The 12,855-nt window shown below is 73.9% G+C and carries 14 protein-coding genes, 1 pseudogene and 1 riboswitch; of the genes and pseudogenes, 4 read left to right on the top strand and 11 right to left on the bottom strand.

Going from position 1 to position 12,855, the window contains the following annotated elements; all coding sequences use genetic code 11:
* Window positions 1-89 precede the first annotated feature (89 nt).
* Window positions 90-476 (top strand): group I truncated hemoglobin, encoded by a 387-nt coding sequence (locus tag M4J07_RS42310; RefSeq protein WP_255981551.1) that lies wholly within the window; start codon window positions 90-92, stop codon window positions 474-476.
* Window positions 477-548: 72 nt separating this feature from the next.
* On the opposite strand, the gene cobC is transcribed toward M4J07_RS42310, so the two are convergent.
* From cobC to M4J07_RS42300, 3 genes and pseudogenes are all read right to left on the bottom strand, one after another.
* Window positions 549-1,640: an Rv2231c family pyridoxal phosphate-dependent protein CobC gene (gene cobC, locus M4J07_RS42305; protein ID WP_374215185.1), complete on the bottom strand. Its 1,092-nt coding sequence runs from the start codon at window positions 1,638-1,640 to the stop codon at window positions 549-551.
* Between the two features lie 129 nt (window positions 1,641-1,769).
* A pseudogene (locus M4J07_RS48360) lies at window positions 1,770-1,889 on the bottom strand (sirohydrochlorin chelatase); the annotation flags it as partial.
* A gap of 180 nt (window positions 1,890-2,069) precedes the next feature.
* Entirely contained in the window at window positions 2,070-2,510 is a 441-nt protein-coding gene (locus tag M4J07_RS42300; protein WP_255981549.1) for a cobalamin biosynthesis protein, read from the bottom strand.
* 6 nt (window positions 2,511-2,516) lie between these two features.
* Here M4J07_RS42300 and M4J07_RS42295 point away from each other — a divergent pair, with 6 nt between their 5' ends.
* Window positions 2,517-3,248: a ZIP family metal transporter gene (locus M4J07_RS42295; RefSeq protein WP_255981547.1), complete on the top strand. Its 732-nt coding sequence runs from the start codon at window positions 2,517-2,519 to the stop codon at window positions 3,246-3,248.
* 2 nt (window positions 3,249-3,250) lie between these two features.
* Here the strand turns inward: M4J07_RS42295 and M4J07_RS42290 are convergent, their stop codons facing one another.
* The 5 genes from M4J07_RS42290 to M4J07_RS42270 form a co-directional block, all read right to left on the bottom strand.
* A complete protein-coding gene (locus M4J07_RS42290; protein WP_255981545.1) occupies window positions 3,251-4,639 on the bottom strand; it encodes a cobyrinate a,c-diamide synthase in 1,389 nt (462 codons plus the stop codon).
* The gene (gene cobO, locus M4J07_RS42285; RefSeq protein WP_255981543.1) at window positions 4,633-5,232 is read right to left on the bottom strand and encodes a cob(I)yrinic acid a,c-diamide adenosyltransferase; all 600 of its coding nucleotides are present in this window, start codon (window positions 5,230-5,232) and stop codon (window positions 4,633-4,635) included. Before cobO ends, M4J07_RS42290 begins: the two co-directional genes overlap by 7 nt.
* Window positions 5,232-7,298: a putative cobaltochelatase gene (locus M4J07_RS42280; RefSeq protein ID WP_255981541.1), complete on the bottom strand. Its 2,067-nt coding sequence runs from the start codon at window positions 7,296-7,298 to the stop codon at window positions 5,232-5,234. Before M4J07_RS42280 ends, cobO begins: the two co-directional genes overlap by 1 nt.
* Window positions 7,299-7,389: 91 nt before the next feature.
* The gene (locus tag M4J07_RS42275) at window positions 7,390-8,910 is read right to left on the bottom strand and encodes a cobyric acid synthase (RefSeq protein WP_255981539.1); all 1,521 of its coding nucleotides are present in this window, start codon (window positions 8,908-8,910) and stop codon (window positions 7,390-7,392) included.
* Window positions 8,907-9,863 carry a cobalamin biosynthesis protein gene (locus M4J07_RS42270; protein WP_255981537.1) on the bottom strand — a complete coding sequence of 319 codons (957 nt, stop codon included), beginning with the start codon at window positions 9,861-9,863 and terminating at the stop codon, window positions 8,907-8,909. Before M4J07_RS42270 ends, M4J07_RS42275 begins: the two co-directional genes overlap by 4 nt.
* A 58-nt stretch (window positions 9,864-9,921) precedes the next feature.
* Window positions 9,922-9,993: riboswitch (cobalamin riboswitch) on the bottom strand.
* A 331-nt stretch (window positions 9,994-10,324) separates the two neighbouring features.
* Here M4J07_RS42270 and M4J07_RS42265 point away from each other — a divergent pair.
* Window positions 10,325-10,561 carry a DUF397 domain-containing protein gene (locus M4J07_RS42265; RefSeq protein WP_255981535.1) on the top strand — a complete coding sequence of 79 codons (237 nt, stop codon included), beginning with the start codon at window positions 10,325-10,327 and terminating at the stop codon, window positions 10,559-10,561.
* Window positions 10,562-10,592: 31 nt separating this feature from the next.
* Window positions 10,593-10,898 (top strand): hypothetical protein, encoded by a 306-nt coding sequence (locus M4J07_RS42260; protein WP_255981532.1) that lies wholly within the window; start codon window positions 10,593-10,595, stop codon window positions 10,896-10,898.
* Here the strand turns inward: M4J07_RS42260 and M4J07_RS42255 are convergent.
* The 3 genes from M4J07_RS42255 to M4J07_RS42245 all read right to left on the bottom strand — a co-directional run bounded on the left by M4J07_RS42255 (window position 10,831) and on the right by M4J07_RS42245 (window position 12,845).
* A complete protein-coding gene (locus M4J07_RS42255; protein WP_255981530.1) occupies window positions 10,831-11,391 on the bottom strand; it encodes a hypothetical protein in 561 nt (186 codons plus the stop codon). The two genes, M4J07_RS42260 and M4J07_RS42255, sit on opposite strands and share 68 nt — an antisense overlap.
* A 42-nt stretch (window positions 11,392-11,433) precedes the next feature.
* Window positions 11,434-12,288, bottom strand: coding sequence for a helix-turn-helix domain-containing protein (locus M4J07_RS42250; RefSeq protein WP_255981528.1), 855 nt, complete (start codon window positions 12,286-12,288; stop codon window positions 11,434-11,436).
* 335 nt (window positions 12,289-12,623) lie between these two features.
* Entirely contained in the window at window positions 12,624-12,845 is a 222-nt protein-coding gene (locus M4J07_RS42245) for a hypothetical protein (protein WP_255981553.1), read from the bottom strand.
* Window positions 12,846-12,855 lie beyond the last annotated feature (10 nt).

Below are 12,855 nucleotides of genomic sequence, written 5' to 3'. Positions count from 1 at the left end.
TGGTTCTCCCGGTGCCGGGGCACTGCCGTGGGGGCGGTGTTCCGGCATCGGGTTCCGAATGCCAGATTCCGCGGATACGTTCGATTGTCATGACTGATCCCCATGACAGGCCGGCGCCCTCGTCCCTCTACGAGACCGTGGGCGGGGCCCCCGCCGTGGCCGCGGTGGTCGACCTCTTCTACGCCAAGGTCCTGGCGGACGACGGCCTGGCACCCCACTTCCGGACCACCGCGCTGCCCGCCCTCAAGGCCCACCAGCGCGCCTTCATCGCGACCGCGCTGGGCGGACCCGAGTCGTACAAGGGCCGCCCCCTGGGCGAGGCCCATGCCGAACTGGCCCTGACCGACGGCGACTTCGACCGGGTCGTGACCCATCTGGCGGCCTCCCTGACGGAGGCGGGCGTCTGCGCCGACCTGATCGCGACGATCGCCGGCCGGCTCGCACCCCTGCGGCCGCAGATCGTCACTCCTTCCTGAGCCCACGACGAGGGCGGCACCGGCGGACGGCCCCGCACCCGCGCGGCGAGCACCCCCGGTGCCCGGCCGCCGTCAGCCGGCCAGCACCCCGGCCAGCGCCGCCACGAACCGCGCACTCGTCTCCCGGTCCCGCACGGCGACCCGCACCCAGTCCTGCCCCAGCCCCGGAAACGTGTCGCCCCGCCGCACCGCGAACCCGACGCCGCGCAGCCGCTCCCGCACCAGCCGCCCGCCCGGGATCCGCACCAGCACGAACGGCCCCTCCGCCGGCCCGGCCACCGACACCCCGGCCCCCGCCAACTCCCGCAGCAGGCCCACCAGATGTTCCCGGTCACCGGCGACCGACACCGCCGCGGCAGCGGCCTCCGCCGCCCCCCGCTCCGACACGCACGCCTGCGCCGCCACCAGCGCCGGCGACGACACCGGCCACAACGGCTGCGCTCCTTCCAGCGCGGCGACGACCTCGGGCGAAGCCAGCACGTACCCGATGCGCAACCCCGCGAGCCCCCACGTCTTCGTCAGGCTCCGCAGCACCACGAGACCCGGCACGTCCGTCCGCCCGGCCAGCGACTCCCGCTCGCCCGGCACCGCGTCCATGAACGCCTCGTCGACCACCAGGAACCGTCCGGGCCGCGCGAGCCGCGTCAGCACGTCCGCCGGATGCAGCACCGACGTGGGGTTCGTCGGATTCCCCACGACGACCAGATCCGCGTCCGGCGGCACCAGCGCCGGATCGAGCCGGAACCCGTCCTCCGCCCGCAGCAGCACCCGCCCCACCGCATGCCCGGCGTCCGCCAGCGCCGCCTCCGGCTCGGTGAACTGCGGATGCACGACGACCGGCCGCCGCACCCGCAGCGACCGCGCCAGCAGCACGAACGCCTCCGCCGCCCCCGCCGTCAGCAGCACCCGCTCCACCGGCACCCCGTGGTGCGCCGCCACCGCAGCCCGCGCCGTCCGCCCGTCGGGATACGCGGCGAGCCCCTCCACCGATCCCATGACGCGCTCGCGCAGCCAGCGCGGCGGCGTACCCGTGCGCACGTTCACCGCGAGATCCGTCAACTTCTCGCCGTCGTCCCGGACTTCGGCGTCCCCGTGGTGCCGCAGATCCGGGCCGTCGCCGACCGCCACCGGCTCCTGCGGCGCGGCCGCACGCTCCACCGACACCTCCGGGTGCGCGGCCGCCCACCCCTCCGCCTGCGCCGCCCACCGCTCGGACGGCAGCCCCGGCCACGCCAGCACGACGACCCGCCGCGCACCGAGCGCCGCACACCGGTCGAGCCCCGACGGCACATCGGGCGCCGCCCCGGACACGAACGCCGTCTCGACCCCGGCGTATCCGCTCCCCTCCCACAACAGCCGCGCCGCCGCGACGAGTTCGGCATTGACGGCCGGGTCGGCCGAGCCGGCCCCCACGAGCAGCACCGTCACACCGGCCCGGTCGTACGGGGTGCGGACACCGCCGCCCAGGACGTCGTCGAGCCGCTGCTCCAGTGCGGCGAGCAGGGCCGGGGGAGGGGTGTGCACGGACGGGCTCCTTGCGAACGGCTGGATCTCAGAAGGGAGTTGGGGAACGGGGCGAGCGAGGACCGGACCCTACCCGGTCCGGGCCGCCGCACACGTCACCCGGCCGGGCGCCCCGCCCGCCCCGGCCGACACCCGCTTCGCGACGAGCAGCCGCCCCCCGCGCACCAGCGCGGCGGCCTCGGCGACGGACGGCGTGCCGACGGCGCCGCGCACCCGCTCCGACGGATGCGGCACGGGCACGGCCGCGAGCCGCTCCGCCGGATACGTCTCCACCGGCACCCCGAGCACCTCCGCCGCCCGCACGAGCCCCGGCTCCCGCCCCTTCGCGTCGACGGTCGCCAGCGCCACCAGGTCCCCGGCGCCGGCGCCCGCCTCGGCGAGCACCGCCCGGACCAGGCCGAGCACCTCGTCGGCCGCCACCCCGGCGCGGGCGCCGACCCCGACCACGACCCGGCCGACACGTCCGGAACCGGTCAGGACGTGCGGCGCGGGGGTCGGATGGGTTAGCAAGGGCCCATGGCGGTGTTCGTGGCGCTCGGCGCCTTTGTGATGACCCTGGTCGGCGGCTGGACCGCGCAACGGGTCACCGACCGGCGCCACCTGGTGCTCGGTCTCGCGGGTGGACTCATGCTCGGCGTGGTCGGACTCGACCTGCTGCCGGAGGCGCTGGACGCGGCCGGCGGCGACGTGTTCGGAGTGCCGGCGGCGCTGCTGCTGTTCGTCGCGGGGTTCCTCGCCGCGCACGTCCTCGAACACCTCCTCGCCCAGCGGCAGGCCGCGCACGGCGCCGACGAGTACGAGAACGGCCGGGTCCCCGAGGTGGGCCTGACGGCCGCGTCCGCGATGGTCGGGCACAGCCTGATGGACGGCATGGCGATCGGCGCCGCGTTCCAGGTCGGCGGCGGCATGGGCCTCGCCGTGGCGCTCGCCGTGATCGCCCACGACTTCGCCGACGGCTTCAACACGTACACGCTCACGAGCCTGTACGGGAACGCCCGCCGCAAGGCGCTGATGATGCTGTTCGCGGACGCGGTGGCGCCCGTCGTGGGCGCGGCCTCGACGCTCCTGTTCACCATTCCGGAGCAATTGCTCGGTGGCTATCTGGGCTTCTTCGGCGGTGTGCTGCTGTATCTCGCCGCCGCCGAGATCCTGCCGGAGGCCCACCACGAGCATCCGGCCCGCTCGACCCTGCTGTGCACGGTCGCGGGCGCGGCCTTCATCTGGCTCGTGGTGGGCCTCGCGGGCTGACCTCACGGAGTGCCGCACCACTCGACCAGGCGCCGGGCGATGCCGGGCAGCGCCGCCCAGTGCGTGTGCAGATAGCTGGCGTGCACGCCCTCCTGCACGAAGCCCTCGACCCGCCGGGCCGGGAGCCGCATGCCCCACGCGGGCGTCGGCCCGGCCCCCGGTTCCAGGGCGGTGCGGTGGAACTCGTGGCCGCGCAGCCGGGTCCCCGCCGCGGCGAGCGGGCTGTCGGTCAGGGCCACGGCGTCGCGGTAGCCGAGGGTGAGCCGGCCCGTCATCGTGGCGTCGGCGTCCAGCACCCCGCACATCGGCCGGCCGTCGAGGGAGCGGGCGAGGTAGAGCAGGCCGGCGCACTCCGCCACCACGGGGGCGCCGCCGGCGGCCAGCTCGGCCACCTGCTTGCGGAGCCGTTCGTTGGCGGACAGCTCCGGGGCGTAGACCTCGGGGAAGCCGCCGCCGATCACGAGCCCGGCGGTGCCCTCCGGGAGGGACTCGTCGTGCAAGGGGTCGAACGGGGCCACCTCGGCACCCGCTGCCCGCAGGAGCTCCGTGTGTTCCGTGTAGGAGAAGGTGAAGGCTGCGCCTGCTGCTACGGCCACCACCGGGTTCGTGGGCGGGTGCGGGTCCGTTGTGGCTGGTCGCGCGGTTCCCCGCGCCCCTGAAGGAGCCGGGGTCCATGCCTCCGTGTGGAGAGGGGGAGCCGTGCTTGCCAGGGCCAGCAGACCCTCCAGGTCGCAGCCCTCGCGGACCATCGCCGCCGACGCACGGACCGAGTCCACCGCGTCCGTGCTGCGTTCGGCCACCGGGACCAGGCCCAGGTGCCGGGACGGCGTGGCGACCTGCGGGGTGCGGCGCAGGGCCCCGTACACCGGGACGCCCACCTCCTCCAGCGCCTCCCGCAGCAGCATCTCGTGGCGCTCGGAGCCGACCTTGTTCAGGATGACGCCCGCGAGCCGGACCTCCGGGTCGAAGGACGCGAAGCCGTGCACGAGCGCCGCCACCGACCGCGACTGCGACGACGCGTCGACGACGAGGACGACGGGCGCCTTGAGGAGCTTGGCGACGTGCGCCGTCGACGCCAGCTCGCCCTCGCCCGACGCCCCGTCGAAGAGGCCCATCACGCCTTCCACGACGGCGAGTTCACAGCCCTGCGCGCCGTGCGCGAAGAGCGGCGCGACGAGGTCGGGCCCGCACATGTACGCGTCCAGGTTGCGGCCGGGCCGGCCCGTCGCCAGCGCGTGGTAGCCCGGGTCGATGTAGTCGGGCCCCACCTTGTGCGGCGACACGGCGAGCCCCCGCTCGGCGAACGCGGCCATCAGACCGGTCGCCACCGTCGTCTTGCCGGACCCGGAGGCGGGCGCGGCGACCACGAGCCGCGGAACGGTCACTACCACTCGATGCCTCGCTGGCCCTTCTGACCCGTGTCCATCGGGTGCTTCACCTTCGACATGTCGGTCACGAGGTCCGCGAACTCGACCAGCTTCTCCGGGGCGTTGCGGCCCGTGATGACGACGTGCTGGGTCCCGGGCCGGTCGCGCAGCACCTGCACGACCTCGTCGACGTCGATCCAGCCCCAGTGCAGCGGATAGGCGAACTCGTCGAGCACGTACAGCTTGTACGTCTCGGCGGCCAGGTCCCGCTTGACCTGCTCCCAGCCCTCGCGTGCCTTCTCCTCGTTGTCCGCCTGATCGTCCCGCTGGACCCAGGACCAGCCCTCGCCCATCTTGTGCCAGTCGACGGTGCCGCCCTCGCCGGAGGCGCCCAGCACCTTCAGCGCGTTCTCCTCGCCGACCTTCCACTTCGCCGACTTGACGAACTGGAACACCCCGATCGGCCAGCCCTGGTTCCAGGCCCGCAGCGCGAGCCCGAAGGCCGCCGTCGACTTGCCCTTGCCGATGCCCGTGTGCACGAACACCAGCGGACGGTTACGGCGCTGACGTGTCGTCAGTCCGTCGTCCGGTACGACACTCGGCTGTCCCTGCGGCATCAGGCGGCCCTCCTGCTGGTGTGGTTCGGCGTTCCGTGTGTGCTCTGTACGTCCTTGACGAGGCCGGCGATGGCGTCGGCCCGCAGCTCGTCCAACGTGACGGCCGTGCCGCCGAGTTGACCGGCCAGCTGCCGGGCGAGCCCGAGCCGGACCAGACCCGATTCGCAGTCGACCACGACGGAGGCGGTGCCCTCCACGGCGTGCAGCCCCGCCGCGCGCCCGGCCAGCCGCACCGGCTCCGGGCCGCCCGTGGCCCGCCCGTCGGTCACGACCACCATCAGCGGGCGGCGCGCCGGATCCCGCAGCCGCTCCACCCGCAGCACCTCGTGCGCCGTGAGCAGTCCGGCGGCCAGCGGCGTGCGGCCACCGGTCGGCAGGGTCTCGAGCCGGGCGGCGGCCGCGTCCACGCTCGACGTCGGCGGCAGCGCCACTTCGGCGCCCGTGCCCCGGAACGTCACGAGACCCACCTTGTCGCGTCGCTGGTACGCGTCGAGCAGCAGGGACAGGACGGCGCCCTTCACCGCGCCCATCCGCTGCCGCGCCGCCATCGACCCGGAGGCGTCCACCACGAAGAGCACGAGGTTGCCCTCGCGGCCCTCGCGGGTCGCCTGCCGCAGGTCGTCGCGGCGTACGACGAGCCCGGGGCCCGACCGGCCGCGGGCCCGCTGGTGCGGCGCCGCGGCCTGCACCGTCGCCGCCAGGTGCAGCTTCGTCAGGGCGCCGCGGGGCCGCGTCGACCCCGTCGTCCGGCCGTGCTGGGTACGGGCCCGGGACCGGCGCCCCGCCGCACCGTCACCCAGACCCGGGACGCTCAGCATCTTCGTACGGAAGGGGTCGCCGGCCGACACGGCCTGCTGCTGCCGGCCGCCGGCACCGGCCGCGGGGGCCTCGGCGGGCGACTCGGCAGGACTCTCCGGGGACTTTCCGTCACTCTCACCGGCCGGCTCCGTCGGCTCGGACGCCTGGGGCGGCACCCCGCCCCCACCGTCCGGGCCGGAGCCGCCGCCGTCGTCGGGACCGCCGTCAGGGCCGTCGGGATCGTCCGGGTCGTCGTCGGGCCCGAACTCGTCCAGCGTCTCGTCGAGCTTGTCCTCGTCGAGTCCCGGCGCGTCGAACGGATTGCGTCGTCTGCGGTGCGGCAGCGCGAGCAGCGCGGCCTGCCGGACGTCCTCCGCGAGGACCTCGGTCCGCCCGGCCCACGCGGCGAGCGCCGTCGCGGTCCTGGCCATCACGATGTCGGCCCGCATCCCGTCCACCTCGAACGCGGCGCACGTGGCGGCGATCTGCGTCAGCGCCCCGTCCCCGAGCGTCACGCGGGGCAGCAGCCCGCGGGCGGCCACGATCCGCTCCCGCACCTCGGCCTCCGCCCCGGCCCAGCGGGCGACGAACGTCTCCGGGTCGTCGTCGTAGGCGAGCCGCCGCCTGACGACCTCGACCCGCTGCTCCGGCTCCCGGGACGCGGCGACCTCCACGGTCAGACCGAACCGGTCCAGCAACTGCGGGCGCAGCTCGCCCTCTTCGGGGTTCATGGTCCCCACGAGGAGGAAGCGCGCGGCGTGCCGTACGGAGACGCCCTCGCGCTCGACGTAGGAGGCGCCCATGGCGGCGGCGTCGAGCAGCAGGTCCACCAAGTGGTCGTGCAGCAGGTTCACTTCGTCGACGTACAGGATCCCGCGGTGCGCGTCGGCCAGCAGCCCCGGCTCGAACGCCTTCACGCCCTCCGCGAGCGCCCGCTCGATGTCGAGCGCCCCGACGAGCCGGTCCTCGGACGCGCCGACCGGCAGCTCGACCATCCGCGCGGCCCGCGCGGCCCCGGGCGTGTCCGCGTGCGGCCCGTCCGGGCACTGCGGATCCGGCGCCCCCGGGTCACAGGAGAACCGGCAGCCGGCGACGACGTCGACGTCCGGCATCAGCGCCGAAAGAGCGCGTACGGCCGTGGACTTGGCGGTGCCCTTCTCGCCGCGCACCAGCACGCCGCCCACGGCGGGCGACACGGCGTTCAGGATCAGGGCGAGCCGCAGATCGTCCTGACCGACGACGGCGGTGAACGGGTACGGCGTGGTCATCGACCCTCCAGATGGTCTTCGGCGCGTCCCGTGCGGGGCGCGGGACTGTGCCGGTCGGCGGCTCCGCCGCGGGACGCGGGCTCCGACGCGCTCACGTCGGGGCCCCCGGCGGAACGAACGGCAGCCCGGCGGGCGCCCCGCCCTCGATCAACCGCCACAGCGCGTCGGTGTCGGCGTACCGCTCCACCAGATCGCCGAGCCGGTCCAGCTGCTCCTCGCGCAGCGCCTCGAACGACGTGTCGGGCGCGGGCACGAACCGTCTCCCCGCGTCCCGGGCGACCTCGCGCAGGAACGCCCGCCGGAACCCGTCCGACTCAAGCGATCCGTGCCAGTGCGTGCCCCACACGGCGCCGACCCGGCACCCGTCGAGGAAGGGGTCCCCGCCCAGCACCTCGGCGACCCCGTGATGGATCTCGTAGCCCTCGACGTGCTCGCCGAGCGCCGAACCCACCGGCCGCTCCAGCGTCTTCCCGGTGGCGAACCGCACCCGTACGGGCAGCAGCCCGAGCCCGGCCACGACCCCGGCCCGCGACTCCACCTCGTCCTCGATGCGCTCGCCGAGCAGCTGGAAGCCGCCGCAGATCCCGAGCACCGGCCGCCCCTCGGCGGCCCGCCGCACCAGGGCGTCCGCGAGCCCGCGCTCCCGCAGCCACTCCAGCGCCCTGACGGTCCCGCGGGTGCCCGGCACCACGACCAGATCCGCGTCGACGAGTTCCTCGGCCCGGTCCACGAACCGCACGACGACACCCGGCTCGGCGGCCAGCGCGTCGACATCGGTGAAGTTCGACATCAGCGGCACCGCGCACACGGCGACCCGCAGCACGTCCTCGCCGACCGGCGGCGCCACCACGGACTCCCGCACCGTGCCCCGCAGGGACACCCGCAGGCCGTCCTCCTCGTCGATGCCGAGCCCGTGCTGGAACGGCAGCACCCCGTAAGTCGGCCGACCGGTCAGCGACTTGAGCATGTCGAGTCCCGGCTCCAGCAGGCTCACGTCGCCCCGGAACTTGTTCACGAGGTACCCGGCGATCAGCTCCTGGTCCTCGGGCGCGAGCAGCGCCGTCGTCCCGAAGAAGGACGCGAAGACGCCGCCCCGGTCGATGTCGCCGACGACGAGCACCGGCAGCCGCGCGGCGCGCGCGATGCCCATGTTCACGATGTCGGTGCGGCGCAGATTGATCTCGGCGGGAGAGCCCGCCCCTTCACAGATCACGGCATCATGACTGCCCCGCAACTCCTCCAGGCACCCCACGACGGTGTCGAGCAGCGCTGCCTGCCGCCCCCCGTGATAGCCACGCGCGCTCAACTCACCCACGGGCTTCCCCATGAGCACGACCTGACTGCTCCGGTCACTGCCCGGCTTGAGCAGTACCGGATTCATCAGCGCGCTCGGCTCGGCCCGGGCGGCCTGCGCCTGCATGGCCTGGGCGCGGCCGATCTCGGCGCCCTCCCGGGTCACGAACGAATTGAGGGACATGTTCTGCCCCTTGAACGGCGCGACCTTCACGCCCTGCCGCACCAGCCACCGGCAGATCCCGGCGGTCACGACGCTCTTCCCCGCGTCGGAGGTGGTGCCCGCGACGAGCAGCCCGCCGCCCTTGTGCCCGGTCATCGACGCCTCCACAGCAACCGCCCGCCCACACAGACTCCCCACGCCGCAAGACCGATCCGCCGCGACAACCGCGCGGCCCTGTCCACATCACGCACCTCGACCGCGCGCCCCGGCGCGTTCAGGACGGGCCGGTGCTCGACCCTGCCCCCGTACGACAACGTCCCGCCGAGCCGCACCCCGAGCGCCCCCGCGAACGAGGCCTCGACGACCCCGGCGTTCGGACTCGGATGCCGGTGCGCGTCGGCCCGCCAGGCCCGTACGGCGTCGCGCGGACGCCCCCCGGCCAGCACGGCGAGCGCCCCGGTCAGCCGGGCGCCCGGCCAGCCGGCGACGTCGTCGAGCCGGGCCGAGGCCCAGCCGAACCTGCGGTACCGGGCGGACTTGTGCCCGACCATCGCGTCGAGCGTGTTCACGGCACGGAAGGCGAGCAGCCCCGGCACTCCGCCCACGGCGCCCCACACCAGCGCGCCCACGACGGCGTCGGAGGTGTTCTCGGCGACGGACTCGACGACGCCCCGGGCGATCCCGTCGGCGTCGAGACCGGCCGGGTCCCGGCCGCACAGCCGCGGCAGCAACTCCCTGGCCAGTTCCACGTCGCCGGCCTCCAGCGCGGACCCGACCGCCCTGGCCTCCCGGCCCAGCGAGGTCCCGCCGACCACGGCCCAGGTCGCGGCGGCCGTCAGTGCGACGGAGGCGGCGGGGGAGCGGCGTACCGCGCGCGCGGCGACCAGACCGACGGCCGCGGCCCCGCCCGCGCACACGGCCGTGTGCAGCGCGCCCCAGCCCCGGTGGTCCCGCCACAGCATCCGTTCGACGGCGCCCGCGGCCCGGCCGAAACCGGCGACGGGGTGCCCGCGGCGCGGATCGCCGAGCAGCAGATCGGCAAGGAGTCCTGCGGCGGCCCCGCACGCATACACGCGCTCGGCCCGCCCGGCGCCGCGAAGGGCGAACATGGCGGTGGTTGTCCTCACTCAGGGTGTCCACGCCCTGGTTCGACGAGACCGACAGCGTGAGTTCCTGGCTCGCCCCTCACGAAGGGGGCTGACAGTGGCGGGACCGCGCCGGATTCGCACCGGCTTCCTCAACTGCTGCCGTATATGGCGGGGGAAGTCCACCACGCTCCGAGAAGGTGCGTCAACTTGCTGTTGACCTGGGGTGGGTGAGTGTGGGGAGGTCCACAACGGGATGCGTGGCCCCGCCACAGGGCCGGATTTCCTCTAGGTGTCGAAAACCGGCCGTACCTAGACTGGAACCGGCAGACGGAGAGCGGTCCACGAGTGGTTGACGGCGCCTTGCGACGATGTGCGGCGGATCCCCCGGCTCGTCTGGGCGGTCCGGCACAGCGGCGCTATGGTGCCTGCACGCGGGCGTGCACTGACGGGGGACGCCGGCTCTCGAGCAGGAGGAGGCCGGTGTGTCCCATGAGACGGACAACGCACGGCCATGGCACGAGCGGTCCGATCGGCCATGGCGCAAGAGCAGTTACTCGGGTGAGAAGGGCGACTGCGTGGAAGTGGCGGTCGAGGCGGCCGAGGTCCGGGTCCGCGACACCGGGAACCGGCACCGGACGAGCCTCGTCTTCCGCCCCACCCACTGGCAGTCGTTTCTCCGGGCGCTGAGCGGTCCCGGCGTGGGCAGCGCCGGTCGCTGAGGCGTCCGGCGTGGGGGGAGGAGAGCGCGTGATGACCAGTCACCATGTGACCGAGGTGCGCGACCAGGCGTACCGGGCGCGCGCGGCCCTCCGGGAGAAGCCGCTGCGCGGCGTGGTCCTGTTCTGTCTGGTGTGCGGCGCCGTCGCGAGTGTGCTCGGCGCGCTGGCGGCCGCGTTGGTACCGCACGGGCAGGCGCGGGTGGTGGTGTGGGTCGTCACGGCCCTGCTGTTCGCCGCGGCGACGGGCTTCCGCGTGGGCTACCTGGGCGTCAGGACCGGCCCGGGGCATCGGGGCCCGGACCCGGATCGGACGGGGACGCCGACGGGCCACCGCTGATTGGCGAGCGCACGGCGTCGGCGCAGCGTGCCAGGAGCCGGCCGAAGCCGTACGCGATGGCCGACACCGTGGAGGCCGCGGCGGCGACGAGCGAACCGATGACCAGCGGTGAGGTCAGACCGTACGCCTGGACGACTGCGATGAGTCCGACCAGGGCCCCGAGCAGCACCAGCAGGAACAGCGTCCCGCAGGCGAACAGCACGCACACGTAGCGGGTCAGGTCGCGGTACCGGTTGGTGTAGAGCAGGTCCGCCCGCTCCGTGCGGCCGTCGTCGTCCGACACGTGCATGACCACGACGCCGTACGAGGCCCCGTCCACCGGTGGGCCGGGCTCGCCGCCGGTGCCCGTGGGTTCGGGTGCGGCCGGGACGCCGGGGCCGCCGGAGTCCGTCACTCCCGTGCCAGGCGCATCACCAGCACCATCGGTGCGGTCGAGTCCGTGAGCGGCGGCCGCGAAGTACCGCCATCCCCACCCGTCGCCTGTGGCCGGCATGCGTGCCTCCTACACGGGCCTTACCGGGCCCGGCCCGTCACCTCAGGAGGTGTCGAGCCCGTCCCTGGTCTTGCTGATGAGATCGACGGCCTGGTCGCCGCTGAACGCGATCTCGCGGAGCGATTCGAAGCACTCCTGGTAGCGCACGATCAATTCGTGGTCGTCGCGGATCGACTGGTTGCCCTGGGCCTCCAGGTACAGCAGATCCTCGTCGTCGGTGAATCCGAGCAGGATGAAGCTGCTGAGGGTGGCGTAGTGCGCGCTCGCGGTGAAGGGCAGCACGTACACCGAGACGCGGGGGCGGCCCACCATGTCGATCAGGTGCTGCAGCTGCCCGCGCTGCACCCGGGGGCCGCCGACCTGGCGGTGCAGTGCGGCTTCGTCCAGGACGAAGAAGGTCCAGGGCGGGGTGTCGCCCTCCAGGGCGCGCTCCTGCCGCTCGGTCCGCAGCTCGACGATCCGGCGCGCCCGTGCCTCGTCCACGCGGGGCGCCAGCATGGCCATCGCGTAGTCCTCGGTCTGCAACAGACCGGGCACGACGATCGGGTGGTACGTGCGGATCGAGGCGGCGGCGCTCTCGTAGCCCAGGTACTGGCGGAAGGCGGGGTCCAGGACGTCGTTGAACTTCGTCCACCAGCTCAGGCCGCGGGAACCGCGCGCGGCTTCCTCGAGCTCCGTCTTGAGCTGTTCGTCCGTCAGTCCGTACAGCTGCACCAACGCCCGCAGGTCGGTCACGGAGATGGACACGGTTCCGGCCTCGATGCGCATGATCTTGGACAACGACCAGTCCAGCGCCTGGGCAGCCTCGGTCTGTGTCTGGCCCTTCGCCTCGCGGGCCTTGCGCAGTTCGATGCGGAGTCTGCGGCGGTTCAAGCTGGGGTCGATCTCGCGGGCCATGATCTCTGTTCTCCTTGCCGGGCCGTGCGCCAGAGGCCGAATGTCGGCCAAGTGGTGAACGGAAGCTAGCAGACAGCTTGGGGTCCAGAAGCTGATGGCTGACGGGTGGGCGGCGGTCGGACTACGTCAGTCTGCCATATGGCTAGTTGGCTGGGCCTTGATATTCGGGGATGGAACGGCCTTTCTTAGAGGGCCGCGACAATTGGCCGCGCCTCACCCGTTCCGGCGACAACTCGAACGCGAAAGCGGGGTGCGGGACGCCGTACGTCCCGCACCCCGCTCGGGTGCTGTCCCCGCCGGTTCGCGTTCAACAAGTGAAGGCGAACCGGCTCCGATCACGCGACGATCAAATAGATCCCGTACGCCACAGCCGCCGCACACAGCGCGAAGCAGAGGTACGCACCGGACGTGACGGCCGCGGCCGACCCGCCCCGCTCCGCCGCGGCCTCCTTCTTGGAGAGGCCGACGATGCCGAGGGTGAACAGGCCCACCAGGGCCACGGTGACCACGAGGCTGACTCCGAACACGGAGCCGAGAGCTGCCCAGTCGATCTTCATAGCTGGTCCT

This window comes from Streptomyces longispororuber (assembly GCF_024448165.1).
GTDB classification, from domain to species: domain Bacteria; phylum Actinomycetota; class Actinomycetes; order Streptomycetales; family Streptomycetaceae; genus Streptomyces; species Streptomyces longispororuber_A.
The sequence above is the reverse complement of the archived record's forward strand: the minus strand, read 5'-3'. Positions and strand labels throughout refer to the sequence as shown.

Excerpts from the sequence above, each read along its gene's own strand:
- M4J07_RS42270 (WP_255981537.1), bottom strand. The coding sequence starts at position 9,863 with ATGTTCGCCCTTCGCGGCGCCGGGCGGGCCGAGCGCGTGTATGCGTGC.
- M4J07_RS42255 (WP_255981530.1), bottom strand. The coding sequence starts at position 11,391 with ATGCCGGCCACAGGCGACGGGTGGGGATGGCGGTACTTCGCGGCCGCC.
- M4J07_RS42250 (WP_255981528.1), bottom strand. The coding sequence starts at position 12,288 with ATGGCCCGCGAGATCGACCCCAGCTTGAACCGCCGCAGACTCCGCATC.
- M4J07_RS42275 (WP_255981539.1), bottom strand. The coding sequence starts at position 8,910 with ATGACCGGGCACAAGGGCGGCGGGCTGCTCGTCGCGGGCACCACCTCC.
- M4J07_RS42260 (WP_255981532.1), top strand. The coding sequence starts at position 10,593 with ATGACCAGTCACCATGTGACCGAGGTGCGCGACCAGGCGTACCGGGCG.
- cobO (WP_255981543.1), bottom strand. The coding sequence starts at position 5,232 with ATGCCGCAGGGACAGCCGAGTGTCGTACCGGACGACGGACTGACGACA.
- M4J07_RS42310 (WP_255981551.1), top strand. The coding sequence starts at position 90 with ATGACTGATCCCCATGACAGGCCGGCGCCCTCGTCCCTCTACGAGACC.
- M4J07_RS42280 (WP_255981541.1), bottom strand. The coding sequence starts at position 7,298 with ATGACCACGCCGTACCCGTTCACCGCCGTCGTCGGTCAGGACGATCTG.
- M4J07_RS42245 (WP_255981553.1), bottom strand. The coding sequence starts at position 12,845 with ATGAAGATCGACTGGGCAGCTCTCGGCTCCGTGTTCGGAGTCAGCCTC.
- M4J07_RS42295 (WP_255981547.1), top strand. The coding sequence starts at position 2,517 with ATGGCGGTGTTCGTGGCGCTCGGCGCCTTTGTGATGACCCTGGTCGGC.